19 protein-coding genes and 4 pseudogenes are annotated in these 25,454 nt (G+C 69.9%); 14 read left to right on the forward strand and 9 right to left on the reverse strand.

The window, feature by feature from the left end; genetic code table 11:
• Positions 1-180 precede the first annotated feature (180 nt).
• Positions 181-1,287: a sugar ABC transporter substrate-binding protein gene (locus tag ACZ499_RS12980; protein WP_468674480.1), complete on the reverse strand. Its 1,107-nt coding sequence runs from the start codon at positions 1,285-1,287 to the stop codon at positions 181-183.
• Positions 1,288-1,973: 686 nt separating this feature from the next.
• Here ACZ499_RS12980 and ACZ499_RS12985 point away from each other — a divergent pair.
• Together ACZ499_RS12985 and ACZ499_RS12990 are read left to right on the forward strand one after the other, a co-directional pair.
• Positions 1,974-2,814, forward strand: a pseudogene (locus ACZ499_RS12985) (coagulation factor 5/8 type domain-containing protein); the annotation flags it as partial.
• Positions 2,815-2,944: 130 nt separating this feature from the next.
• Positions 2,945-3,091, forward strand: coding sequence for a LuxR C-terminal-related transcriptional regulator (locus ACZ499_RS12990; protein WP_468674482.1), 147 nt, complete (start codon positions 2,945-2,947; stop codon positions 3,089-3,091).
• A gap of 19 nt (positions 3,092-3,110) precedes the next feature.
• On the opposite strand, the gene ACZ499_RS12995 is transcribed toward ACZ499_RS12990, so the two are convergent.
• Positions 3,111-3,926 (reverse strand): SDR family NAD(P)-dependent oxidoreductase, encoded by an 816-nt coding sequence (locus ACZ499_RS12995; protein WP_468674484.1) that lies wholly within the window; start codon positions 3,924-3,926, stop codon positions 3,111-3,113.
• A gap of 161 nt (positions 3,927-4,087) precedes the next feature.
• On the opposite strand from ACZ499_RS12995, the pseudogene ACZ499_RS13000 reads away from it, so the two are divergent.
• Positions 4,088-4,690 (forward strand): annotated as a pseudogene (locus ACZ499_RS13000) (hypothetical protein); the annotation flags it as partial.
• A 61-nt stretch (positions 4,691-4,751) separates the two neighbouring features.
• Here ACZ499_RS13000 and ACZ499_RS13005 read toward each other — a convergent pair.
• Entirely contained in the window at positions 4,752-5,375 is a 624-nt protein-coding gene (locus ACZ499_RS13005) for a histidine phosphatase family protein (RefSeq protein WP_468674486.1), read from the reverse strand.
• Positions 5,376-5,827: 452 nt separating this feature from the next.
• On the opposite strand from ACZ499_RS13005, the gene ACZ499_RS13010 reads away from it, so the two are divergent.
• On the forward strand, positions 5,828-6,664 hold the full coding sequence (locus tag ACZ499_RS13010; protein WP_468674488.1) for a helix-turn-helix domain-containing protein: 837 nt from the start codon (positions 5,828-5,830) through the stop codon (positions 6,662-6,664).
• A 91-nt stretch (positions 6,665-6,755) separates the two neighbouring features.
• Here the strand turns inward: ACZ499_RS13010 and ACZ499_RS13015 are convergent, their stop codons facing one another.
• Positions 6,756-7,670, reverse strand: a complete 915-nt coding sequence (locus ACZ499_RS13015; RefSeq protein ID WP_468674490.1) for an SCO4651 family lipoprotein — start codon at positions 7,668-7,670, stop codon at positions 6,756-6,758.
• Positions 7,671-7,839: 169 nt separating this feature from the next.
• Here ACZ499_RS13015 and ACZ499_RS13020 point away from each other — a divergent pair, with 169 nt between their 5' ends.
• The 8 genes and pseudogenes from ACZ499_RS13020 (at position 7,840) to ACZ499_RS13055 (ending at position 16,111) form a co-directional block, all read left to right on the forward strand.
• Positions 7,840-9,000, forward strand: coding sequence for a serine hydrolase domain-containing protein (locus ACZ499_RS13020; RefSeq protein WP_468674492.1), 1,161 nt, complete (start codon positions 7,840-7,842; stop codon positions 8,998-9,000).
• A gap of 326 nt (positions 9,001-9,326) precedes the next feature.
• Positions 9,327-9,575 carry a ribbon-helix-helix protein, CopG family gene (locus tag ACZ499_RS13025; protein ID WP_101386713.1) on the forward strand — a complete coding sequence of 83 codons (249 nt, stop codon included), beginning with the start codon at positions 9,327-9,329 and terminating at the stop codon, positions 9,573-9,575.
• Positions 9,576-9,686: 111 nt separating this feature from the next.
• Positions 9,687-10,133, forward strand: a pseudogene (locus ACZ499_RS13030) (hypothetical protein); the annotation flags it as partial.
• Between the two features lie 39 nt (positions 10,134-10,172).
• On the forward strand, positions 10,173-11,288 hold the full coding sequence (locus tag ACZ499_RS13035; protein WP_468674565.1) for a hypothetical protein: 1,116 nt from the start codon (positions 10,173-10,175) through the stop codon (positions 11,286-11,288).
• Positions 11,285-13,039 carry a hypothetical protein gene (locus ACZ499_RS13040; protein ID WP_468674494.1) on the forward strand — a complete coding sequence of 585 codons (1,755 nt, stop codon included), beginning with the start codon at positions 11,285-11,287 and terminating at the stop codon, positions 13,037-13,039. Before ACZ499_RS13035 ends, ACZ499_RS13040 begins: the two co-directional genes overlap by 4 nt.
• The gene (locus ACZ499_RS13045) at positions 13,036-15,159 is read left to right on the forward strand and encodes an integrase (protein ID WP_468674496.1); all 2,124 of its coding nucleotides are present in this window, start codon (positions 13,036-13,038) and stop codon (positions 15,157-15,159) included. The genes ACZ499_RS13040 and ACZ499_RS13045 overlap by 4 nt, the downstream gene beginning before the upstream one ends.
• Positions 15,156-15,575, forward strand: a complete 420-nt coding sequence (locus ACZ499_RS13050) for a hypothetical protein (RefSeq protein WP_468674498.1) — start codon at positions 15,156-15,158, stop codon at positions 15,573-15,575. The genes ACZ499_RS13045 and ACZ499_RS13050 overlap by 4 nt, the downstream gene beginning before the upstream one ends.
• Positions 15,576-15,610: 35 nt before the next feature.
• Positions 15,611-16,111, forward strand: coding sequence for a DUF4326 domain-containing protein (locus tag ACZ499_RS13055; protein WP_468674500.1), 501 nt, complete (start codon positions 15,611-15,613; stop codon positions 16,109-16,111).
• A 9-nt stretch (positions 16,112-16,120) separates the two neighbouring features.
• Here ACZ499_RS13055 and ACZ499_RS13060 read toward each other — a convergent pair whose 3' ends face one another.
• The 4 genes and pseudogenes from ACZ499_RS13060 to ACZ499_RS13075 form a co-directional block, all read right to left on the reverse strand.
• Positions 16,121-17,041 carry a hypothetical protein gene (locus tag ACZ499_RS13060; RefSeq protein WP_468674502.1) on the reverse strand — a complete coding sequence of 307 codons (921 nt, stop codon included), beginning with the start codon at positions 17,039-17,041 and terminating at the stop codon, positions 16,121-16,123.
• Positions 17,038-17,445 (reverse strand): hypothetical protein, encoded by a 408-nt coding sequence (locus ACZ499_RS13065; protein WP_468674503.1) that lies wholly within the window; start codon positions 17,443-17,445, stop codon positions 17,038-17,040. The genes ACZ499_RS13060 and ACZ499_RS13065 overlap by 4 nt, the downstream gene beginning before the upstream one ends.
• A complete protein-coding gene (locus tag ACZ499_RS13070) occupies positions 17,442-20,579 on the reverse strand; it encodes a CHAT domain-containing protein (protein ID WP_468674505.1) in 3,138 nt (1,045 codons plus the stop codon). The genes ACZ499_RS13065 and ACZ499_RS13070 overlap by 4 nt, the downstream gene beginning before the upstream one ends.
• Before the next feature lie 344 nt (positions 20,580-20,923).
• A pseudogene (locus tag ACZ499_RS13075) lies at positions 20,924-21,028 on the reverse strand (HNH endonuclease); the annotation flags it as partial.
• Positions 21,029-21,161: 133 nt separating this feature from the next.
• On the opposite strand from ACZ499_RS13075, the gene ACZ499_RS13080 reads away from it, so the two are divergent.
• Positions 21,162-21,452 carry a toxin Doc gene (locus ACZ499_RS13080; RefSeq protein ID WP_468674507.1) on the forward strand — a complete coding sequence of 97 codons (291 nt, stop codon included), beginning with the start codon at positions 21,162-21,164 and terminating at the stop codon, positions 21,450-21,452.
• Positions 21,453-21,544: 92 nt separating this feature from the next.
• Positions 21,545-24,742: an amidohydrolase family protein gene (locus ACZ499_RS13085; protein WP_468674510.1), complete on the forward strand. Its 3,198-nt coding sequence runs from the start codon at positions 21,545-21,547 to the stop codon at positions 24,740-24,742.
• A gap of 15 nt (positions 24,743-24,757) precedes the next feature.
• Here the strand turns inward: ACZ499_RS13085 and ACZ499_RS13090 are convergent, their stop codons facing one another.
• Positions 24,758-25,375 (reverse strand): TetR/AcrR family transcriptional regulator, encoded by a 618-nt coding sequence (locus ACZ499_RS13090; RefSeq protein ID WP_468674512.1) that lies wholly within the window; start codon positions 25,373-25,375, stop codon positions 24,758-24,760.
• Positions 25,376-25,454 lie beyond the last annotated feature (79 nt).

A 25,454-nucleotide genomic window follows, 5' to 3' on the forward strand; every position in this document is an offset into this window, starting at 1 on the left:
AGTCCCCCGTTGTGTGCGGTGCGGGGGCGGGGCCGGGCCCCCGTCTCCCCCCCCCCCCCACGCCCCTGCACGTCCGCTACCCCCCCCGCATCCCCTCAAACCGACCCCACCCCCTCCCCCATCCCCGCCCCCGGCGGCCCGGGCAGAGGTCTTTACGGTCGGGCGGTACGGCTGCGCCCGCTACTGCAGTCCGGCGGACTTGCAGGCGGCCTTGTACTTGGCCGTGCAGATCTCGTCGATGGTGTAGAGGCCGTCGCTGACGACAGTGGAGCGGATGTTCTCCTTGATCACTGCGACGACCGGGACGAGCGCGGTGGGGATGTCGCTCTTGGTCGGGCTGTTGGTCTTGGAGTTGGCGATGGAGATGAGGCTCTGCCCCTTGGCCAGCGCGACCGCCATCTGCGCGGCGATCGGGCTCTCCTCCGCGTACGACTTGTAGACGCTCATGTACTGCTCGCCCGCCACGATGCGCTGGACCCCGGCGAGTTCGGTGTCCTGGCCGGTGATCGGCGGCAGCTTGGAGACACCCGCGGCCTTGAGGGCGCTGATGATGCCGCCGGCCATGCCGTCGTTGGCGGAGTAGACACCGATGATCTTGTCCTTGCCCAGGGCCGAGATCGCGCTGCGCATGTTGGCGGCGGCGTTCTCCGGCTTCCACTCCTTGGTGTCGTATTCCTTCCCGATGTTCACCTTGCCGTCCAGCTCGGTGTGCGCGCCCTTCTTGAACTGGGCGGCGTTCGGGTCGGTGCGGGCACCGTTCATCATCACGATCTGGCCGTCCTTGGCCTTCTCGCCCAGGTTGTCCAGCAGGGCCCTGGCCTGCACATGGCCGACATCCTCGTTGTCGAACGAGACGTACGCGTCGACAGGGCCCTCGGCGAGCCGGTCGAAGGCGACGACGGGGATGCCCGCGTCCTTGGCCCGCTGCACCGCGCCACCGATGGCCTTGGAGTCCACCGCGTCGATGATGAGCGCGTCGACCTTCTTGGCGATCATGGCGTCGACCTGCTGGTTCTGGCGCGCCGCGTCCTGCTCCGCGTTCGCGTAGACGACCTGGCCCTTGCCGCTGGTCAGCTCGCCGACCATCTTCTCGATCAGCGGCTTGTCCGACTTCTCGTAGCGAGCAGCCTGCTTCTCCGGCAGCAGCAGACCTATCTTGAGGTCCCTCTTCTTGGCGGCTCCGTTGGACCCGTCGCCGGACTTGCTCCCGCCGCCGCATGCGGCGAGGGTGACGGCCATCGCGACGACACCCACGGTCATCGCTCCACGGCCGGTACGCGTGCTCACTTAAAAACAACCTCCCTGACATGGCCGCATAAATTTCGGCCGAGGTGGCTGGAAGCCAACCCTGCCCTTGCAGTGACGTCAAGAAGTTAGCCCTTAACGAGATGACAACGGAATTTTCGGATACGGGTGGGACAGGCTTAATCTGCCCGGCAATACGGGGTGAAACGGGCTTACGGCTGCTTTTTGCTTTGGTGGGCGATTGCTGATGGTTCGTCAATTTGACGAGGAGGGGAATTGTAGTCTCGCAGCCCAGGTGGGTAGCGCCCGTCGAGAGGCGGCCAGGTGGTCTGTCCGTCGGTCATTGCATTCAAGGAATGCGGCGTGTTGATGGAAAAGGTGGAATGTTCGTTCATGTATTGAACGCAAGCGCATTAAAGTCGGGCTGAATTGGTCTACACCTTAGCGGAACCCTCTTGTTTCACTACGTGACTTAAGTGGCGAGCCAACAACCTGTCAAGCCCCTGGTTCAGACCAGATGTTCGAGGTCTGAACTATTGACGTGTTCATGGTGCAGTCTTACTTCACGCCTTGAAGAAAGGGTGAGGCCATGACCATTCCCGCAACCCCCACTCCGCACGACCGTCGGAGCGTGCGTGGCAGAGCCGCATCACTGGTGGCCGTCGGCGCGCTCGCCGCCTCCTTGACCACCGGTGCCGTTGCCGCCCTCGGCGCAGAGGCCGCGCCGCGGCAAGAACCTGCTGTTCACACCAGGCGTCTACCACCTGAACGAGACCATCGAGGTGAACCGCCCGGACACCGTCGTGCTCGGTCTCGGCCTGGCCACGCTGGTCCCGGACGACGGCATCACCGCGATGGACGTCGCGGACGTCGACGGGGTGAAGGCCGCCGGACTGCTCATCGACGCCGGGCCCACGAACTCCGCGCTCCTGATGCGGGTGGGCACCCCGGGCGCGACCGCCCGGCAACACCGCCGACCCGACCTCGCTGCACGACGTCTTCTTCCGTATCGGCGGAGCGGGCGTCGGCAGGGCCCCCCAGAGCCTGGTGATCAACAGCTCGGACGTCATCGGCGACCACATGTGGCTGTGGCGCGCCGACCACGGCAGCGGCGTCGGCTGGACCAGCAACGCGGCCGCGAACGGGCTGGTCGTCGACGGCAGCGATGTGGCGATGTACGGCCTGTTCGTCGAGCACTACCAGCAGCACCAGGTGCTCTGGAACGGCAACGGCGGCCGTACGTACTTCTTCCAGAACGAGATGCCGTAGGACCCGCCGGACCAGTCCGCGTGGATGAACGGTTCTACCCGGGGCTACGACGCGTACAAGGTCGCGAGCTCGGTGACCAGCCACGAGGCGTGGGGTCTGGGCAGCTACTGCTACTTCAGCGCCAATCCGTCGGTGGTGGCCGAGCGCTCCTTCGAGGCGCCGGGCACGGCGGGCGTCCGCTTCCACGACATGGTGACGGTCTCGCTGGGCGGCACGGGGACGATCAACCACGTCATCAACAACGCCGGAGGGGCCGCCAACTCCTCGAACAACGTGGTGGACCTGGTCTCGGGCCCCTGATCCGGGTCTAGCTGCTCGAAGGCCCGGAGGCGCGCGCGGTGGCCGTCATGATCCAACCGACCCCGGGCCGCCTGCTGTTGCCGGTCGTCTCCGTCTGGTACGGGATGACCACCCGGGAGCGCACCCTGTCATGCAGGAAGTACTCCAGGGCCTGCCCACCAAGCACATCGCCCGCCGGCTCGATCTGTCGCCGCGCACGGTCAACGACCACCTCAAGGCGATTCACCGCAAGGCGGGTGTCAACGGCCGCGAGGAGCTGCTCACCGGCCTAGCCTGACGGATAGTTAGGTGTGGCCTCAGCCGGCCGCGTCCCCGCGGCGCTCGACGTGGAACCCGAAGGGCACGGTCCCGGGGTCGAGCGCCGTCACCCCGCCGTCGACGGTGAGCGTCGCGCCGTTGACGAACGACGCCGCGGGGGAGAGCAACCACGCGATGGCCTCGGCGACTTCACGCGGCTCACCAGGGCGCTGGGCGGGCAGCAGCCGGGTGGCCGTCTCGTACGCCGCGTCGACGTCCGCGAGGCCCTCCTCCTCGGCGAACCGCGCCATGCGCCGGTCGGCCATCTCCGTACGCACCCAGCTCGGGCACACGGTGTTGGCGCGCAGCCCCTTCGGCCCGTAGTCGACCGCGAGGGAGCTGCACAGCTGGAGCAGCGCGGCCTTCGACGTGGCGTACGCGGCGTTGCCCACCCCGTTGCGCAGCGCGGACACCGAGGCGACCGCGACCACGGACCCGCGGGCCTCGACCAGATGCGGCAGCGCGCTGCGCAGCAGCAGGAACGGGCCGGTGAGATTGGTGCGCATCACCAGGTCCCAGTCCTCCACCGAGGTGTCACCGACGGCCCCGCTGCGCCCGGTCCCGGCGTTGAGCACCACGCCGTCCAGCCGGCCGTACGCCGCGACCGTCGCGGCCACCAGGCCCCGCACGGCGTCCGGGTCGCCGATGTCGCAGGGGTGGGCCAGCGCGCCGGTCTCCTCGGCGATCTCGCTCAAAGGCTCGGGGCGGCGCCCGGAGACGACCACCCGGTGTCCGGCGTCGGCGAGCAGCCGGGCGGTGGCGGCGCCGATCCCGGTCCCGCCTCCGGTGACGATGACAACCTGTCGCTCAGCCATGCCCGTTCAGCCTCCGTGGTCGCGTGCGGTGCGGTTCGACCAGCACCTCGATCGAACCCTCGAACGATCATAGGCAGACGCCATCGGTACGCAGCCGCCGGGAATCCGTACGGCCGCGCCCCTGTCGGCCGCGAGCAACCGGTTTACGTCATGTGTCACACATGACCCTGGAAAGCCCCACAAGAGGAAGGAACAGACAGGGACGGAAAGGACAGTGCACGGTCAAGACCACCGGGCTCGCCGTCGGCGCGCTCCTGCTCAGGCTCGGCTTACCAGCGGCGCCGGTGTCCGCTGCGGCGCCGGCGCCCCGGGTCGACCTGCGGGTCCTCGTCGTCAGCGACGGCGGCTCGCCCACCGGCGCGATCACCGCCGAACTCGACGGCGAGGGCCCGCCGTACACCGTGGTGGAGCTCGGCAGGTCCGGCCGTTCCCGTCATCGACGCCGCCTTCCTGGCGGACACGGCCGACGGCGCCCGCACTAGGTGCCAGGCGGTCGTCCTGCCCAACGACGCGCCCTTCCCGGTCGGTTCGCCGGAGATGGCCGCGCTCGTCGCGTACAGAAGACGTAGGCGATCCCACAGGTCGACGCCTATGTGTACGCGCGTCCCCAGGTCGGCCTCCAGGTGCCGGGCAGCGCCGGGTACAGCGGATCGCTGGACGGGCTGCCCGCCCGGGTGTCCGCGGCGGGGCCCGGCGGCCCGTTCGGCTATCTCCGCGGGAGCGTGCCGTTCGAGAACAACGACCCTGCGGTGAAGGAGAGTTACCGCTTGGGTACGAGTTCTCGAAGATCTTCGCGGGGTACGGCGGCTGACCGGCGGCGGCCGCTCAGACGCGGAACTCCGGTGGGAAGCCGGTCCAGCGGAGTTCCGCGGGCAGATGCCCCATGTCGTTGAAGAAGACGACGGAGGGCGGGCGGTCGGGCGCGTACCGGATCACGGTCAGTGCCGCGTTGGCGTGGTTGAGGCCCTGCCAACGCCACTTCGGACCGTCGAGCGCGGCCCGGACGAGCCAGCCGATGAGGAAGTTGTGGGTGACGACCAGCTCGTGGCGCGGCTCGTCGCCGTCCACGGGCCGGGCGAACCGGGCGAGGGCGGCGGGAGCCAGCTCGCGCCCGAGCTCGCTCATCTCGGCCGGGAACTGGGCGAGCCGTTCGAGCAGCGAGTCGGCGTACTCGGGCGGCAGCTCCTCCTTGCGGGGCATGTACGGGATGTAGTCCCCGGCCAGGTCCGACGGCTCCATGGGGACGCCGTCGAGTTCGCCGTGGATCAGGCGCGCGGTTTCCGCCGCGCGCGCGAGCGGACTGTGCAGCACCAAGGAGAGCGGGCTGTCCCGGAGCCGTCGGCCGAGCAGGACGGCCTGGCGCCGCCCGTTCTCCGTCAGCCCGCTCTCGTCCGGCAGGGCCTCGCCGTGGCGCGCAAGGTAGAGGTGGCGGGCAGCCGTTCCGGCCATGGGCGAGGCCCTCCGGGGCAGATCGTGATCACACGGATGCCCGGAGGGACGCCGGGCCCCGCCGTGCGGTTCCGCTTCCCGTGCCCCGGTCCGCTTTCCTGTTGTCACCCGCCACCCCCGTGGGCGGGTGACAACAGGGAAACGGACCGGTCTGAGCCGGCCCCCCCCTCGGGCCCGTCGTACCACCGCTCGGCTGGCCGTAGACCAGGGGCATATGCGCCCGACACCCTGTCAATGGCCGATATTCGGCCAGGGGTTCGGCTGTTCCTGGCCTTCACCGCCTCTGCCATCACAGACTGCTGCCGAGGCCGACCGCTGGTCTTGTAAGAAGGCGCACTGCCTTGCCGGATTCCGGTCGGCGGAACACGCGCATGGTGAGGAGAGGGTTGCAGGTGGAGGCCAAAGCATCCTTGATTGCCGAAGACCGAGAGGAGGAAGACCGAGGGGAGAGTGTGGAAAGGGCGGCACCCGACTGGCTGCGGGGCCAGGTGGTCAAGTACCGGGGCCGGCGCACACCGGGAGGGATGCCCGCCAGGCTGACGCTCCCCGGCGCCACGGTGACGATGATCGTCGGCTGGGGCGACCCGCTGCACCTGTTCGGCGCCGGTGAGAGCGAATCGGCGGGCGGGGCGTGGTACTCGCTGGTCGGAGGTCTGCGGACGTCACCCGTCGTCGGCGGCTACCGGGGATCCGGACAAGCCGTCGAAGTGGATTTCACCCCGCTCGGCGCCTATATGTGCCTGGGCATATCCATGCACCATCTGGCGAACGAGACCGTGCACCCGGACGAGTTGCTGGGCAAGAGATGGACGGAGAGGCTGACCGAACGGCTCGCCGCGGCACCCGACTGGGAGGCGCGCTGGGCGCTCCTCGACGACGCCCTGGCGAGCCTGCTGGCCGACGGCCCCGTGCCGTCCCCCGTGGTCGCCGAGGCCTGGAGCAGGCTGAGCGCACGCCACGGCGGGATGACGCTGGGCGAACTGGCCGGGGCCACCGGCCGCGGTGGCCGGCGCCTGCAGGTGCTCTTCCGGGAGCAGATCGGTCTGCCGCTGCAGTCCGTCGCCCGGATCCTGCGGTTCCAGCGCGCGCTGACGCTGCCGTACGGCTCGCACGGGTCGCTCGCCGAACTCGCGGCGGCGTGCGGCTATTACGACCAGGCGCATCTGAACCGCGACTTCAAGGCGCTGGCGGGCCTGACACCCGCGCAGCTGTGCGGACTCGCGAACCACACCCCGCTGGACGGCACGGCGGCCGTCGAAGGGAGCCGCACCAGCGTCTTCAACCGCTGACCGCATCCCGACGCGGCAACTGAGGAGGGGTGCTGCCGGACCTGCCGGACCCGCCGGGCCCGGCAGCACCCCTCACGCACTCCCGTACCGCCTACGACTGCTGCGACAGGCCGTCGACGAACTCCTTCCAGCTGGCGACGGTGTCCGCCGCAGGCGGCGTGATCGCCGGGACCGCGCCGAAGTCCGAGTACTCCTCGACGACGAGCCCGGGCCCCTTCGAACCCCGGCCCTCCTCGCGCGACTTGAGGACGAGACCGTCCTTGCCGACCCACAGGTCGATGACGACCGAGCTCATGCCCTGCTGCCGGGTGCTCGCGACATAGCTGTCGCGGACGCCCCTGTCGATGGCGGGCCCGGTGTACGCGGCCAGCTCGTCCACGACCACCGTGCCGCGGTAGTGGTCGGCCGGACGCCCGCCGACCCGCTCCTCGCCAAGGCGCCGGGTGGACGGGGACGCGGCGAGCGCGCCCGCGAACTCGGGGACGTATCCCGCCGCCCGCGATTGGCCCGAGCCCTTGTCGGCGCCCGCGTACGCGGTGTCGTCCATGGTGTACCAGCTCTTGCCGGGCACCTCGTCCGTGTGGACATAGGTCTTCCCGCCGAGCGAGATCACCTGGCTGAAGCCGCTCGGATTGGCCGAGGACGGCTTGCTCCACGACCTGATGACGCTCGCGGACGGCGACTTCTGGAACAGCATCTCGGAGCGGCCGGAGCCCGGCGCCCCCGTCTGGAGCGTCTTGTACGAGGTCTGCTCGCCGGTCTTCCTGGCCGCGGCCGTCAACGCGGCGCGGACCTCCGTTCCTTTGCCGGACCCTTTCGCGGATCCTTTGCCGGAGGCCGCTCCTTCGTCGTCGGCCCGCTCCGGTTCGGGCGTGCCCGTGCCGTCCTTCGCACCGCCGCCGTCCGGACCGTCCTGCTCGGACTCGCCGCTTCCGCACCCCGACAGCATCACCGCGAGCGCCGCCCCCGCTGTCGCCAGCGCGATGCCCCTGCCCCAAACGCGCACAGGTCGCATTCCTTCCCCGTTTGTGAAAAATCCTCGTGATCTTAGCCGTCTGCGCAGGTGGGAGGGGTCGGTGCGGATCCGATGGCTGAGGGACCGATGAGTTCGCGCGCCGCCGGCGGTCTTCCTCACGACTGACCGCTGATGACTTCCGACTGCCGAAGGTGGACCGATGAGCGATCTGCACGACATCCTCAAGAAGCACGTGGACGGCGACGGCTGTGCGCCCGGGGCCGTGGGCCTGGTGGCCCGGGGTGACCGGGTGGAGGTGGAGGCCGTCGGGCACACCGACGTCGAGGGCAGCGCGCCCATGGCCCGGGACTCGATCTTCCGGATCGCGTCGCTGACCAAGCCGATCGTCGCGGCGGCGGTGATGACGCTGGTCGAGGACGGCCGGATCGCGCTGGACTCGCCGGTGAGCGAATGGCTGCCGGAGCTGGCGGCGCCCAGCGTGGTCCGTACGCCCGAGAGCCCGGTCGACGACGTGGTCCCGGCCGTCCGTCCCATCACGGTGGCCGATCTGCTCACCTTCCGTGCCGGATACGGCTTCCCGGCCGATTTCTCGCTCCCGGCGGTCGCGCCGCTCTTCACCGACCTGCTGCAGGGCCCGCCGCAGCCGCAGGCCGTCGCGGCGCCGGACACGTGGATGGCGGCGCTCGCCCGGATCCCGCTGCTCCACCAGCCCGGCGAGGCCTGGCTGTACAACGCGTGCTCGGACATCCAGGGCGTACTGATCGCCAGGGTCGGCGGGCGTCCGCTGCCCGAGTTCCTGGCCGAGCGGATCTTCGAGCCGCTGGGCATGGCCGACACCGGGTTCGCGGTCCCGGCCGCCGACCTCGGCCGCTTCACCGGCTACTACCGGGCCGGGGCCCCGGACTCCGAGGGCCTGGAGCTGGTCGACGCGCAGGACGGGCAGTGGAGCACCCCGCCCGCGTTCCCGTCCGGGGCGGGCGGGCTCGTCTCGACCGTCGACGATCTGTACGCCTTCGCCCGGATGCTGCTCGCCGGGGGCACGCTCGACGGCCACCGCGTCCTGTCGCCCGACTCCGTACGGCAGATGACGACCGACCACCTCACCCCGGCCCAGCGCGCGGCGAGCAGGCTGTTCCTGGAGGGGCAGGGCTGGGGCTTCGGCGGAGCGGTCGACGTCGAGGCGGTCGAGCCCTGGAACGTGCCGGGACGGTTCGGCTGGATGGGCGGCACCGGAACGGCGGCGCACATCGTCCCGTCCACCGGCACGGCCACGATCCTGCTCACGCAGCTGGAGCTGACCGGACCCACTCCGCCTCCTGTCGCCATGCAGGATTTCTGGCGATATGCGGCGAACGCCTGACAGGCGTACAGGGCTTGACCACTCGGCGCCTCCGCCACCGGCCTTCAACGAGGCGTACTACGCCTGCCCGGAGATGCTGCTCGACCCCGGTGCCCGGCAGGCGTGCTCGGGCTGGAGCCTTGTGGACGAGACGGTGTGCGCGTGGTTCGCCCGCGACCTGGACAGCGGCGCCTGGGACGCGCGCTTCGGCGCGCTGCGCGAGCAGCCCTCCTACGAGGGGGCGTTGGTGGTGTCCGCTCGGTACCCGAGTGACCTGACAGGGCGGCCGCGGGGCCGTTTCGGGTGGATGCGGTCCCGCGCTGTACGGCCTGCTGTACGGTCGAAGCATGTCGAAGTCAGTGACGATCCGGGTCGACGACCAACTGCACGCGCTGCTGAAGGAGCGCGCGGAGGCCGAGGGGTCGACGGTGACCGCGCTCATCACGCAGGCCGCGTACGAGGCGGTGCGCGATCCACGGCTCGAAGGCGCGGCGGAGGTCTTCCGCTCCTTCATCGCCGAACAGGGCGACGCCTTCGACGCGGCCTTCCCGGACGACGCCCCCGACCAGCGGGACTCCTCGGGGCGGGCCGCCTGACGGTGGAGTTCCACATCGACATCCGCTGGCTGCTCGAACGCCAGACGGAAGTGCTGCCCAAGCAGCCCACGGTCCATGACTTCTCCAGCCTGGTGGCCGCTTCCCTATTGAATGAGCGTGTTGAAGCTCATCAAGAGGGGTGCTGGCACAGTGAGTTGGCGAGTGTTCTGGGTGCCGCGGGACGCGGTGCGGTGTGGGGTACGGGGGGCGTTGCTGGACAGGTGGACCGACCTGCCAGTGCGCGAGGACGCAGTACGGGTCCGGCCCGGGGACCCTATCTTTCTGTCGCCTGACTACCAGGTCGACGCATTTCTAAGCCTCTACGGGCAGTCAAATACCTTCCGCAGATATACAAAAGAGACGCGACGCAACTACGCGACGGATATCGTGCTTCTCCTCACGTTCTTGTGGAATCGCGGGCGGACGTGGACCGAGGCGACCCAGCGGGACCTTGAGGATTACGAGCACTGGCGACGCTTTTCCGAGACGAATCCGGAGCGAATCGGCGGGTCGAAGTGGAACCGTGAGCTCGCCGCGTATACGAGTCTGTTTGGTTGGGCTGCCAGGGAACGGCATCTGATAGGCAATCCGGTTGCCATGAAGCAGGTCCTGGGCCGCAACGGAGAGGTCCTGACGGTCGCGGCGGCGAGGGCGAAGGATGCCCGGCCGAGCAACGTGCACTGGTTGACGCCTCGGACCTGGCGACGCTGGATCGACGTCGGGTTGCGGGGGCACGACCGCGAGGGCGTCCCGGAGCCTGGCTGGGTGGGCCGTCTGGAGGACCGGAATACGGCCTTCGTTCGCATGATGGTGTCTTCCGGCCTGCGACGGACCGAAGGCGGGTCGCTCCTGACGTTCGACGTCCCGCAGCGGCGGTTGGCGGGCGGACGGTACTACCGCGGGAGGATCGCGGCCGAGGTGACGCGGTCGAAGAAGCCGCGGACGTTCTATGTCTCCTCGGACGCGATCGGGGACGTCGAGGCCTACGTAGACTCCTCACGGGCGTGGGCGGTGCGGCGGGCCCAGAAGGCCGACCGCTACGTGCAACTGCCCGAGATGCGGCTGGTCAGAGAGGTCACGCGCGGGCTGAAGCCGGTGGTGCGCTGGTGCGACCAGGACGGAGTGGCGGGCGAGCGGGCGCTGGACGAGCTGACGGTCGAGGAGCGGATGCTTCTGTTCACCGAGGGTCCGTACGGGCCCGAGCCGCTGTGGTTGTGGCTCAACGAGCAGGGCCTGCCCTTCCATCCGCACTCGTGGGACGGCGTCTTCCGTACCGCCAACCAGCGCTGCGAGCGGGTGTTGACCCCGCCGAAGCGGGTGGGCATGGATCCGCACAAGGTCTACGCCCCCTACGCGACCGTGCACTCGGCGCGTCATTCGATGGCCCTGTTCATGCTGGTGGTGCTCAACACGCTGATGGACCGGCGCTACGGGCTCACGCCGGAGGAGCGGAGGGACTTCCGGCTGCTCTACGGGGATCCGTGGTTCATGGTCCAGAACCTGTTGGGTCACGCCTCCCGGGAGACCACGGTGGACCGGTATCTCGCGCCGGTGGCGGACCTGCAACTGCGCTCGATGCTCGCCGACGCCGACAGCCCGGTCCAGGCTCCGATGCCCGAGCTGGACGGGGTGTTCGCGCGCATCGCACGGGAGTCTGAGGGCATCCAGGACATCGACGCGCGCATGGAGCCCGCCGCGGGCGGTGCCGGGTGAGCCCGCGCGGACGCAAGGCGTCCCTCCCGCCGACCGACCACACCCGTCCCGAGCCGCTCGCCCCCGACGGACTCGTCGTCCACCACTACAACCGGGCCGGCCGGGTCAAGGACTACGACTTCTCCACTCTGCCGGTCGCCGAGCCGATGCAGCGTTCGCTGGCAGCTGTCTTCGCGGGCTTCTGCAGGCCCGACGAGTGGGGCGCCCATGCGACGTCCGCGAGCTACTGGTACCAGTTGGAGGTGTTCACGAAGTACCTCGCGCGCCAGGAGAATCCCCCGCGCGATCTCGACGAGATCACCTCCACTGTGGTGAAGCAGTGGCGCATGGGCCTGGGCACGAGCCGGGGGAGCTACAACGCGAGCACCCAGGTCACCCGCCTGTTGCTCAGCGACGGGCGGCTGCAGGCCGGCCCGGTCGCCGACGAACTAGCCGTCCGCCGCAAGGCGCCCAAGAGCAAGATCCAGTCCTACAGCGAGACCGAGTTCGACGAGATCAAGGCCGCCGCCCGGCGGATGTTCCGGTCCGCGCTGCTGCGGATCAGGGAGAACGCCCAGCACCTGGAGCGATGGCGGCAGGGCGACTACTACCCGGAGGGCAGCCAAGGCTGGCTGGTCGGGCAAGCGCTGGACATCCTCGCCCGCACGGGGGACCTGCCACGCTCCCTTCACCGGGACGGCAGGCCGCGGATCGTGATCCGTAAGTACGCGAAGGTGCTGGGTGGCCAGAAGCCGGAGGTGACGTGGCAGAGGCTGTTCCTATCGCGTATGGAGGCGGTGGCTCTGGGGGTGCTGCTGATGGCGGAGTACGGATGGAACCTGTCCGTCATCGACCATGCCGAGGTGCCCCGGGCACTGCCGGATCTCGGCGAGGACGGCCACCCGACCTACCGGATCCCGCTGGAGAAGTACCGTCGCGGAGCCGGCCGCCACTACGAGACGCGCAATGTCACCGACGACGGGGCGGCGTCCCCGGGCCGCCTGATCACGCAAGCGCTGGAAGCCACCCGGTTCGCCCGCGCCGTTGTGGAAGACCTAGCCCCCGGTGTCAACCGCCTGGTCGTCTGGCGGACCCACAAGTTGGGGCGACAGCAGGCGGGCCAGGACCGGCTACCGCCCGTCGGACACTTCCACTTCGGCATCCACCGGAGTTACACACAAGAATGGGCACACGCGCACGGCTTCGACGGAGCCCCGTTCCAGCGGGGACGACGGACCGTGAACGCACTCGACCGCCGGCAACCGGGCCAGAACAGCCAGGAGACCCACGACCGCAACTACGTCCTGGTCGACAAACGAGTTCAGGCCGAAGCCGTTGAGGTCATCGCATTCGGCGCCGAGGACGCTACGCTCCGCGCCCGCAAGGCCGTCCTGGCAGCCGAGTTGCGGGACCAGCCCGCAGCGGGAGACGTGGAAACCGCGACAGCGGACTGCTCGGACTACGACAACGGCCCTCACCCGGCGCCGGAGGGCGGATGCGGCGCCTCGTTCCTGATGTGTCTGGGATGCCAGAACGCCCGGGTCCACCCGGGCCACCACAGCAGGCTCGCTCACCTGCACTCCGCGCTCACCAACCTGCGCTCGGCCCTGGCTCCACCCGTCTGGCAGGCGGACTGGGGCGAGACCCACGAACGCCTGGAAGACCTCAAGGACAAGCTCGGCCACGGCACATGGACCCAGGCCCTGGCCCGGATCGGTGACGCCGACCGCGAACTCATCGACCACCTCTTGACCGGGAACCTCGACACGTGACCACAGCCTTCGAACTCGACCCCTACCTCCTGCCGCTTCCCAACCCGACTACGCCGGTTGTTCCCGTGCACCTGGTCACCGCCATGCACGCCCACCTCAACACCCAGTACGCGGATCCGGTCTGGTCCCTGGCCCCGATGACCGAGAACCCCAGCGCGAGCAAGCTGACGATCAACTGGGCCAACTGCCCGGCCTTGTTCCAGGACGAGCTCCGGCTGGCCGTCTGGAACCTGATCAACGGCCAGTTGCGGCCGACCTTTCTCAAAGAACGAGGCAGCCGGATGCGAAGCCGCCTTGGCGCCGACGGCACGGGCGAGGCAGTACGGCGCTGGATGCACCTGGCTTCCTGGCTGGAAAGCCGCGGCATACCCAGCCTCGCCGAATGCGGAACCGCCGTCCTGCATGCCTACGGCCTGCACCTCCTCGAGACGGCGGGCAACCGCGACTCACATCAGAAGATCTTGAGCTCCCTCACTCGGCTCTGGGCGTTCGACCAGCTCAGCGCCCGCCCGAACGGCATCGGACGGCCGCCCTGGGACGAGGTGGGCGCCGACGACTACCTGCCCCCCGCGACGACCCGAGGCGGCGAGAATGCGAGCGATCCCCTGGCCGAGGAGACCATGGGTCCCCTACTGATCTGGGCGATCCGCATGGTCGACGACCTCGCCGATGACATCCTCGCGGCCTGGGCCGAGTCACGGCGCCTGACCGACGCCGCGCGCATCGCATCCCCGGGGCCGATCGGCTACGCAGCCCTGGACGCCTACCTCACCCCGATGATCGCGGCCAACGCCCCTCTGCCCACGACCACGAACCGGGGCCGGCCGAGACTCGCCCGCACCTACATCGCGGCAACGACCGGCGCGTCGATTGGCCAGGTCGACCGAGTCTCCCGACGCCACGGGCTGTTGGACGCGGCACCCGTCCGACCGGGACCCTGCCCGCTGGACGTGCCCGTCAACGGCCGCATCTCCGGAGCCCCCTGGCGGACGGCGATCGACCTCGACGAAATCCACGCGTTGAGGCGGCACTTGGCCACAGCGGCCTTCGTGACCTGCGCTTACTTGACAGGAATGCGTCCCGGGGAGGTCCTCGGCCTGCGCTCGGGCTGCTGCCCTGACCCGACGCCGGACGCCGAAGGACGGGTCGGACGACACCTGATCCGCAGCTACGAGTACAAGACGGCCACCGATGAGCACGGCAACCACCTTTCCGCGGGCGTTGAACGCGAAGTGCCGTGGGTCGCCATCACACCCGTCGTCAACGCCATCCGCGTCCTGGAACGCATGGTCCCCGAAGGCTCGCTCCTGTTCGACCACAATGCCCATGTCCAACATCAATCCCGCGCCGATACCGGGGCCCTGAAGACGACCGGCCTGCGGGAGCGGATCGAGCACTTCGTCGCCTGGGCGAACGAGGAAGCCCAGCGGCACCGGCTCCCCGGCGAAGTCATCCCACCCGACCCGGCAGGGGCCATCGGAACCAAACGGTTCAGAAGATCGCTGGCCTGGCACATTGCCCGCCGCCCGGGCGGTCTGGTCGCCCTCGCCATCCAATACGGGCACCTGAGGACCGCCTTCGTCTCCGAGGGGTACGCCTCCCGCAGCCGCGACGGCATCCACGACCTCATCGACGTGGAGACCGTCCGCGCGGTCGCCGACACCGTCGCCGAACTCCACGACGACCTTGAAGCCGGCGGCGGCGTCTCCGGGCCCTCGGCCGGGCGGGCCATCCGTGCTGCCACACGTGCCCAGCGCTTCTCCGGCACCGCCGTCGGGGCCACCGCCGCCCGGCGCCTCCTCGCCAACGAGAACGCCATGATCTACGACAACCCGCAGGCCCTCCTGCTCTGCCACTACAAGCGGGACCAGGCTCTGTGCCACCGCGACGGCGTCAAGGACACTCCGAGCCTGGACCGCTGCGTTCCCGGATGCGGCAACATCGTCCGCACCGACGACCACGCCTTCCAACTCCGCGAGCGCGCGAGCCTCCTCGAACTCCAGGCTTCCCACGCTCCTCAGCCGATCGGCGAGCGCCTCCAGGCCAAGGCCGGCCGGCTCCGCACCCTGGCCGCGGACCACGACCGCACGCGCATCACCCTCCAGGAGGCCATCGAATGAGCCCCGCCCCAGACGAACGTGACCGCATCCGGGCGGCGATGGACCGCATCCTGGACGGCGCCCATCAAGCCTCCAATGGAGCACTCACGATCGTCGCCCTGGCCCAGGAAGCCGGAGTCCCGAGAAACGCCCTCACCCAGCGCCATCTCGATCTGAAGAACGAGTTCTACGAGCGGGTCAAGGAACGTGGCGCGACCCCAGATGTCGAAGCCCGCCTCCGAGCCACCATCGTGAGACTCAAGCAGACGATCGCCAACAAGAACGAAGAACTCGATCAACTTCGCGCGGACGTCCCGGCTCTCGTCCGAGCCATCAACCAACTCACTCTGGAAAACCAGCAACTCCGGGAGCTGCTGGCCCGCCCTTCACCAAATGTGATCTCCATCCACCGTCGACAACCCCACCCGAGCGAGTGACAGCTGAAGGTGATGGCGATCCCCGAAAGCCACCGGTGACGCTCTCCGTTCTCCTGGCCCGGCTGCCGGAGCTGCGCGGCATGGACCTGGCCTGCCCGTGCGCTCCCGGCGAGTCGTGCCACGCCGACGTGCTGCTGGAGTGGGCCGCGCTGCAGGTGCTCGCCTTGGATGTGCGCATCGCCTCGACCCGGGCCCGGGTCGACCGACAGCGCGTCTTCCGGGGCGAGGAGCCGCTGTGCGACGCCGATGCCCGGGCCGCCGTCCTCACGCGCAGGACGTGGGCTTCCGCTGCCTGGTCGACGTCGACCCGGGCGACGGCGTCCCCCAGTGCTGGGACGGCGGCACCCGGAGCCAGCACCTCATGCGCCAGCGGCTCGCCGAGGCATATCAAGGGCGTCGCCGGGCGATGGTGCCTGCGCGTCCTGCGTGGGACCGATCGTGTTGTCCTCCAGCGCGTTCGCCGGGACGCGCCGGAGGAGCCTGTGGGTCAGGGGCGTCCGTACTGGCCGGATGCTGCTTGCTGGACGGCCTTGTAGGTCTGGCTCTTATCTGGATGTGTGCTCGTAGGGTTCGGTGGCGGGCAGGCCCTGGCGGAGATGGCTTGAGACGGTATGGAACCGAGCGCGCTCTTCGTCCGGGTCGGCGGGCAGTGGCAGGTGGAAGGCAGTGAGGAGGTCGAATCTGTGCAGATTCACGGCCGCGTTGACGAGTCGGCCGTAGTTCTCGGCAGCGCTGATCGCGCTTCGGTAGGTGAGGGCGGCCGCGAGAAGGAACGCTACGGCCAGAAACGTCCACCGGCTGAACGGGAGAATGGCTGCCGAGAGGACGCCCATCAAGGCGAATGCCGCGGTCATGCGGCTGGTCATGTCGAGTTGGTCTCGTGCGTCGTCCACGAGGGACGCGGTCCGCTCGGGAAGGACCGCGTACAGCTCCGGCCAGGAGGCCACTGTGTCGAGGCCATAGGTTTCGGCGGGCCGGTCCTCAGCCGCACGGAGCACGTTTCCGAGTCTGGTCGGCATGAGCCGTTCCGGGTCGCGCGGCAGCTTGGCCAGACGTGCCGCGGCTTCGGCCATCGCAGGTAGGTTCTCGGGACGGGGATCGGCTCGCTGTTGCAATGTGTTCAGCCGTTCCCAGCGCCGCCGCCATCGGGCGATGAGCAGACGCCCCAGCACCACGCCGGCTCCGCGCGTCAGCGGGTAGCCCTCAAGCCAACGGACCAGCTGCTGCTGGAGGGGCTGCAGCAGGAGCGCGGCCATGATCACGCCGAGGAAAAGCAGGACCCACTCGCCGGGAGTGAGCGACTGCAGTGAGTTGACCAGCTGTTTCCTGCTAGGCATATGTGACGGCGCGCCGGAAGCGAGCTCGGCGAGCACGGTGAACAGGATGGCCAGCATGGGGATGGTGCCAGTGATCGAGAAGCGGCGTCCGTAGTCCTGGCCCAGGCCGGGCGGTGTAACGGCATTCATCCGACGACCACCAGAGTCTGTTCAGGGTGGACCGGGCATCGAGGTGGCCGGAGCGGATAGAGGATCAAGGCGAAACGGTGGGAACAGTTCGTGACGGGGCAGCGCATGGTGATCATCTCGTACCGCACGTCGCCGGGCAGGGCTGCCTGGTCGGAGGCGCCGTAGTCGCGCGTGCTCAGCCGGGGCGGCGGAAGGCTGTAGGCGTCCCGGCGGTGGAGCAGGCCGAGCTGCTCTCCGCCAGCGAGGACTGTAACGGCTGGACGGTCGTCGTCCGCGTCGAAGTACTGGAGTGCCGCTGTCAGCGCGCGGGTGGCGTCCTGGTCGTCGACCACGATGACGCCGGGGTGCGGGTTGGGTTGCGGCAGAGGTCGCAGCAACGCGGCAATTTCGGCGACGCTGGTCATTCGTACTCCCCCGCGAACTGATCAAGTTGGACGGGTCCCGGGTCACCCTGGCAGACGAACGCCGCCCAGTAAACGGGGTGCGGGTACTTGAGGCGCTGCACCCCTCGGGCAGCGGTCAGCGCCTCCACCACGCCCGCGCCAGCCATCAGCCGGGCATAGAACTCGTTCATCAGCTCGCGGGTCTGCTTGTCGGGCACCTTCCAGAGGCTCATCACCAGAGTGCGGGCGCCTGCGAGCGAGACAGCCCGCCGCATCCCGAAGACTCCTTCACCAGTCCGGGTCTCACCGAGCGCCGTATCACACGCCGAGAGCACAACCAGCCTGGTCGCACTCAGGTCGGCAGCCGCCAGATCGGCCGCAGTGACCACGCCGTTTCCCGCCTCGTGTGGCGGCTCTCCTCCGGCGAGCCACGTGTTGGCCCCGGAGAGTGCCAGGCCCGACCGCAGCATTGGATCGTCCAGGCCCTCACCGGACAGGCGCCGGAACGGGTCGTCACGCTCGACCGTGAAGCCGACCGGCGTGGCCAAGATCCCGTTGAGCGCCATCATCCGCCGGTCAGGGTCGGCCGGCCGTATGACGGCCCCGGCCTGAATCGACTCGGGATCCAGCAGGTCCGGCCGGATGGCCGGCAGGAAAAACCCGTGTGTGGCGATGTGGAGCACCGACGGGCCGCGCGCCCCAGTCACGCTGCCCTTCACCGCGTCGCTGCCCAGTAGGGGCACGACTCCGAGCAGCCCGGCTATGTGCTCCGCCTCGGCACGGGCCGCGGGCAGCGGGCTGAAGGCGGGGGCTGCCGACTCCGGCGGCCCACCGGTCGAGGAGCTCAAGTCGAGGTCGGGATCGGCCACGACGAGGGGAGGGCCAGCAGAGGCCAGGGGCGCGCAGATGCGCAGGACGTCACGTGCTGTGGGCAGGTAGCTGACCGCGTACTCGTCCATGACGAAACGGTCGCCGTCGAGAGGGATGGATTCGAACGGAAGCCGGTTCAGTTCACCGTCCGGGGCGATCAAGAGCGCACGCATTCCCGCGAGTTGCGGCAACAGCGGGTTGACGATCGCCTCCCGGAGAGCGGAGACGGCAGTGTCGTCGGTTGCCTTCAGTCCGCTGAAGGCGGCGACCACGTCAACGGCCATGGCGTCGATCACGTCGGCCGCACCGAGCGAGACGAGCGCAGGGGGTCTGTTCCGGCGCAGGACGAGCGCGGCGTAGCGACGCTCGCCGGCGAGGGAGTTCGTCCGGTCGTCAGCCGCGTAATGGAATGAAGCGTAGCGCCGCAGGTCAACCAGGGCGGTTTCGGCGGGCAGCGCCTCCGCGATCTGACGCCACCGCAGGGCGAACGCCTCGATGCCGGATCTGCCGAAGACACGGGTTGAAAGTTCGGACTCGATCGCCTCCAACCGGAACCGGTCTTCGATCAGTCTTGCCGCGTGGTCGCGTTCCCCTCCTGCGGGCGGACCGGCCAGTCTCCTGCTTTCGATAGCCGCGCTCAGTCTCGTGTGGTCCCGCCGGAGTTCGCCGAGCCGGGGGTCGGTGCCGTCCCCGAACACGATGTCACGTTGGATCAGGCTCGTCGTGGTTGCGAGACCGGCGCGGTTCAACAGCACGTCGGCTGCCAACTCCACGACATCGGGGCCGCCCTCGTGGTAGGTCACGACCATGTCGAGCAGCTGGTCGACGCGGTATTGGGCGGCCGAGACAGCCGCGAGCCACTCACGCTGCGAACCGGTTCTGAGAATCGACGACAACTGCGCGTCCTCAAGGCTCAAGCCCTCCTGGAACGCTGATACGGCCGTGGCGGTGTCGCCGAGCGCCAGTTGCACCTCCGCGAGGTTGAAGAGGATGTCCCCCAGGTCGGGCTGATCGCCCTCGTCTGCCCGGTATACATCCAACGCCTCCTGATAGAGACGGGCTGCCTCGCGGTCCCGGTGCGACTTGAAGGCCAGGCGTCCACGGTTGTTCAGCAAGGACGCGCGCTGCTGCGGCGGGGTCTCGCCCGTCACGAGCGAGGCGACCTCATCAAACAGCTCCCTAGCCTCGTCGAGGCGCCCATCCTGCTCCCGCAGAGCACCGAGGTTGGAGAGAATCCGGAGTCTGATCTGCGGGAGCGGCTCAGCGAGCCTGTCCAAGATCCCAAGCGCGTGCTCGTAGTGCCGTTCCGCGGCCCCGAGGTCGCTTTGCGCCTGGTAGGTATGGCCGAGTGCCACGACCGCTTCGGCGACCGACTGCCGCCTCGCGAGGGCTGAGTTCAGGTCGATCGCCTCCTGGAACGCTCGCTCCGCGCCGAGGAAGTCACGTCTGCTGCGGTGAGCGACGCCGAGGTTGAAGAGCATGTCGGCCACGGCCGCTGCGTCCGTTGCCGGAGTGAGCCAGGCTGGCTCTCTGGGAGCATCGAGGGTCAGGCGGGTGAGTTCGTAGGCCTTTTCAAGGTGGTGCGCCGCTCCGGGCGTGTCGGAGAAGGCCAGCATCAGCCGTCCGAGCCCGAGATGTGCGGCGATGCGCAGCGGGCGGCTGTCGGCGAAGTGTTCTGCCCAGTCCACTGCACGGGTCCAATGATTGTCGGCTGCGTCGCCCTCGCCGAGGCGCGAGCACAGCTCACCCAGCAGATAGTGGGCCGAAGCGCGCGCGGATGCATCATCGCTGTCATGCGGACCTTCTCCTGGCAGGCCTCCAGCCAGCTCTTCATACAGTGCTCGAGCCGCGTCGACGGTGCCCGCCGCGAGCTGTAGGCGTGCCGCGTCGTTCAACGCCAGTATGAGGTCCGGGTGCCGGTCGGGCAGGTATCCCCGCCTCGCCTGAAGGACGTACTCCGCCATATCCCGGGCGAGTTCGTCCTGTCCGACTCGCTCTGCGAAGAGCATGATTGTGGTCGCCCGCTCCACGATCGGAGGGCCGTCGCCCTGGAAGGTCCGTAGAAGGGCCCACATCGTACGGGTGAGGGACAGCACCGCGCCGAGCTCACCGGCGCGAAAACCGGAGAAGATCACCTCGTCGGCGGCGGCGAGCAGTTCGACGTCGGGCGCGCGCCTCACCTGCTCTTCGAGAACTGCCGCCGCCCGTGCGTAGTCTCCTCGAGCCTTGAACATCGCGGCGTCCTTCAGTGCTCGCCTCTTGTCTCGCGTATCGCCCGTCTCCACCCCAACTCCCTCCTCGGCCGAACCTCTTATGCACTTGGAGGCTGGTAGGCAAAGAGACTACTGATGCTTTTCGGATTGGGGTCGGTTGGTGTGGGGTGATGGCCAGTCCGGTCTCGGTGAGGCAGCCGTCGATGAGTTCGGGATGACGCTGGATATGGGCAAGTCCCCGGCGGAGGGTGTGGGTGAGGTGGTCGAGGTCGGCAGCGTACAGGCGCATCCCAGCGACGCGATGGGTGTTCACAGTGAGGTAGGCCGCCGGCGAGGTGCCCATGGTTTGGGTCCTTATCCGTCGGCCCCCTCCCGAACCGTGCGGGCGGCGTTAACCGCACACGGCTCTCCAGTGATTACTTCCGTGGAAGGGCTGGACCCCGTCCGGCATGGATGTTGTGGTGACAGGCTGAACAGACCACCAGGGTCTTGTGTCGACGTGCTGCCATCAGGACCGCCCAAGGTGGCCGATCGGGCCGACCGGGCCTGTTGAGATCGGCGAGCTTTCAGGGAGCGTCATCAAAGGCCCCCGGGCTGCAGGAGGAGCCCCTGCCCCCAAGTAGTCCCTCGTCGCTCATCTCTCAACACGTTGACTTGACAGGGAAGGCCGCCGTCGGCCGCCACCGCGTCAACACCCCCCGGGTCGAGGCGACCGTCGACAACTCCTGGCGGGCGGGCGCACTGATGCACGCGATCATCCGGCTGCGCCCCCTGCCCGCCCGCAACGCGCTCTTCGGCGCGGCGGTGGTGGTCGCGTACATGAACGCGGCCGGCGAGGGTCTGGACGCCCCGTACGGCGCCCTCATCGACCTCGCCCGCGACATAGACGCGGGCCACACCGACGCCTACGACGCGGCCGACCGGATACGGTCCTGGCGCATCTGACCGCTCGCCTTCAACTGCTCCCCCATCCCGACCCATTTGGCCTGAAGGGCAGGGTTGCCCACGTGATGCGTGGTGCGCCAGCGTGTGGGGGCATGGACCGTGACCCGAGCGGCTTCGCCGCGAGCTCCCTCTCCCGCCGTCAACTGCTCGCCGCCGCCGGTGCGGCCGGGGCCGTCACCGCCGTCGGGACGGTGCCGGCGGCGGCCCGGCAGCGCAGTGGGCTCTCGTTGTCGTTCAGCGCGGCCACCAACGGCTCCGCGAGCCTCGCGCCCGCCGGGGACCGGGTGGTCGCCGAGGTCCAGAGCGTGCTGTGGTCGCTGCCCCGGCACGGCGGCAGGGCCGTGCCGCTCACCCCGGCGGGGCTGGAACCGGGTCGGCCGGTCCACTCTCCGGACGGGTCGCTCATCGCCTTCTGCGCCTATGAGGGCGGCGGCTACCACGTATGGACCATGCGACCGGACGGCTCGGACGTGCGGCGGCGCACCGAGGGCCCCTGGGACGACCGGGGGCCGGCCTGGTCGCCCGACGGGACGCGGATCGCGTTCGCGTCCGAGCGCGCGGGCGACCCGGTGGCGGGCAGCTCGTACCGCGTCCATGTGCTGGACCTGCGGACGGGGCGGCTCACCCGGCTCACCGGGCGTCCCGGCCAGGACGGGCCGCTCCAGGACGGGGCCTGGGAGGACTTCGACCCCACCTGGTCGCCGGACGGGGCGAGGATCCTGTTCGTCCGCGCGAAGGTCGTCACCACCGCCCTTGGGCTCGGTGTGGAAGCGCGGACCATCGCTGCCGTTCCGGCCGAAAGAGATGGCCCCGTCGGCGTCGTGTACACCGAGAGCGAAGTCGCCCAGGTCATGTGCCCGGTCCTCGCGCCCGACGGCCGCCGGCTCGCCCATCTGCGCACCACCGCCGCGCCGAACGGCTCCTGTGTGCTCGTCGTCGACGGCAAGCCGGTCGCCGTCGCCGGGGACATCGCGCCGGTACCCCCGCGCTGGACGGCGGCCGGCGAGCTGCTGCTGACCGTCGACGGGCGCTTCACGCTGGTACGGCCCGACCGGCCGGGGGAGGCCGAGACGATCCCGTTCGAGGGCGTGCTGCCCGTCGAGCGGCCGCGCTACCGGGTCAAGGAGTACGACCTCGGCGAGGGGCGCGTGCGGCCGGTGCGGGGCATCCATCTGCCCGCGCTCTCGCCCGACGGGCAGCGCATCGCGTTCGCCGCCCTCAACACACTGTGGCTGGCGGACACTTCGGGCGCCCGGCCGCCCGAGCGGCTGCGCGAGTCGGCGCCGACGCGCTATCTGCTCGGTCCCGTCTGGAGCCGCGACGGGCGGGCGCTGCTGTATGCCGACGACCGCGACGGGCTGCTCGGTATCCACCGTCGAGATCTGGCCACCGGTGAGGAGAGCGCGCTCGCGACGGGCGGGCGTGTGCACCCGGCGCTCTCGCCGGACGGCAAGCGGCTCGCCTGCCTCGACATGACCGGCCACCTCCTCGTACGCGACCTGGCGTCCGGCGGCGAACGTGCCCTGGCGGCGCCCCTCGGCGGCGGCGGGCTGCCCGGCCGCCCCAGCTGGTCGCCCGACGGCCGCCATCTCGCGCTCTGCGACCGCAACCGCCTCAACGCGCGCTTCAGGGAGGGCTACAACCTCATCCGGGTCGTCGACACGGAGACCGGCACCGCCCGCCTCCACGCGGTGGCGCCGCACGTCTCCGTCTCCGACCGGTACGACTCGGGGCCCGTCTGGTCGCCCGACGGACGCTGGATGGCGGTGATCGTCGAGTCCGCGCTCTGTCTGCTGCCCGTCGCCCCCGACGGAACCCCGCAGGGCCCGCCGCGCACCCTGACCGACGAGCCCGCCGACCACCCGTCCTGGTCGGGCGACTCCAAGACACTGCTGTATCTGTCCGGTTCGCGCCTGCGGCTCATCGGCGTCGACGGCGGGCCCGCGCGCACCGTCCGGGTCCCGCTGGACGCGCACAGGCCGGCGCCCGCCGACACGGTGGTGCACGCCGGGCGGCTGTGGGACGGCACCGGCGAGAAGGTCCGCGACGACGTCGACATCGTCGTACGCGACGGGCGCATCGCGGCCGTCGAGCCGCACCGCGCCCGTGGGGCGCTGCGGCGGATCGACGCCTCGGAGCGTACGGTCGTGCCCGGACTGTGGGACACCCATACCCACCCCTGGCAGAGCACTTATGGCGGCCGTCAGACCGCGGGCCAGCTCACCTACGGGATCACCACGGCCGTATCCCTCGGCGGATTCGCGTACGAACAGGCCCGCATCCGTGAGGCGGTGGCCGCCGGGCAGCTCGCCGGGCCCCGGCTGCTCACCACGGGGGAGCTGCTGGACGGCTCCCGGGTGGCGTACAGCATGGGGCGCGCCCATCGCACCCGGGAAGGACTGCGGCGGTCGCTGGAGCGGGCTGCCGCGCTCGACTGGGACTTCGTCAAGACCTATGTGCGGGCGCCGGACTGGGTGATGGAGGAGGCGGCCCGGTTCGCGCACGAACGCCTCGGGGTGCGCGCCGGAAGCCATCTGCTCTCGCCCGGTGTACAGCTGGGACAGGACCTGACGACCCATCTGCAGGCCACCCAGCGAGCCGAGTTCGGGCACGCCACCACCGCGTCGGGGCGCGCGTACGAGGACGTGGTGGAGGTCTACTCCGCGCGCGGCGTCAACTTCGCGCTCATCGCCACGCCGTTCACCTCGGCGCCGCTGATCGGGGCCGATCCCGGGCTCGCGGCGGACCCCCGGGTCACCGTGGTGATGCCGCCGTGGGACTCCGCGCTGGTGCGGCAGTCGGCGGGCGTGCCGCCGACGGCGGCCCAACTGGCCGCGCTGCGCACGGAGACCGACGTCTACCGCCGGGTGCTCGCGGCGGGCGGTCTGGTCGCTCTCGGGACGGACGCGCCGATCGTGCCCGTCGGTCTCTCCCTGCACCTGGGCCTGCGCGCGCTGCACCGGGGTGGTCTCTCCCCGGCGGCGGCCCTGCGCACCGCGACCGTGCTCCCGGCCCGCCTGTTCGGGGTCGAGCGGCACCTCGGCACCGTGGAGGAGGGGAAGATCGCCGACCTGACCGTGGTGGACGGCGACCCGTTCGAGGACTTCGACACGATGGTACGGACGGTCTCGGTGTTGCGGGGCGGAGTGCCGTACGAGACCGAGGAGTTGGTGGCCGCGTTCGAGCAGCCGCTGCGGCACGCGGGCGCCGACAGCGAGTGGCTCTCGGTGGGGCGGCTGATGCGGCGCGGCGGGTGCTGCGACGTGGAGGCCGAGCTGCTGCCCGGGTGAGCGGTCGCGGTGCGGTCAGCGGCTCGCGGCGACCGCCGCGACGATGGCGTGGGTCAGCCGCCTGAGATAGGCGTCGTCCGTCGGGCCGCCCGCCGCCAGTATGCGGAAGTACAGCGGCGCGCCGAACAGGTCGGTGGCCAGGCCCATGTCGATGTCGGGCGGCAGCTCGCCCCGTACCGTCGCGCGGTCCAGAAGGGTCGCGACCGCCGCGCGGCGCGGGGCGAGGACGGCGTGGTGGAGCGCGTCGTGGAGTGAGGCGCTGCGCGCCGACTCGGCAAGCAGGTCGGGGATGATCCGGCCCACCAGGGGGTGCCGCAGCGCCCGCAGGGTCTCCCGGACGAACCGCTCGACGTCGCCGGGCAGCGACCCCGAGTCCGTCGTCGTGGGGATGTGCGCGGCTGCCGCCTCGGAGACCAGCTCGACGACCATGGCCTCCTTCGACGGCCAGCGGCGGTAGAGCGCCGCCTTGCCGACGCCCGCGCGGCGGGTCACGGCCTCCATCGACATCCGTGCGTACCCGGACTCCGCCAGCTCTTCGAACATCGCCCGGCGGATCGTCGCGGTCACGGACTCGCGCAGTACGCCCGCGCCGGCGGGCGGGCGCCGCAGTGCGCTGTCACGGAGGCTGGCCATGATCGGAGACTAACACGGAACGGAACGGTTGCGTTCCGTGATGTGGCGGGTGTACGTTCGCGCCCTACGAGCCGGAACG

This window comes from Streptomyces sp. NPDC031265 (assembly GCF_055570295.1).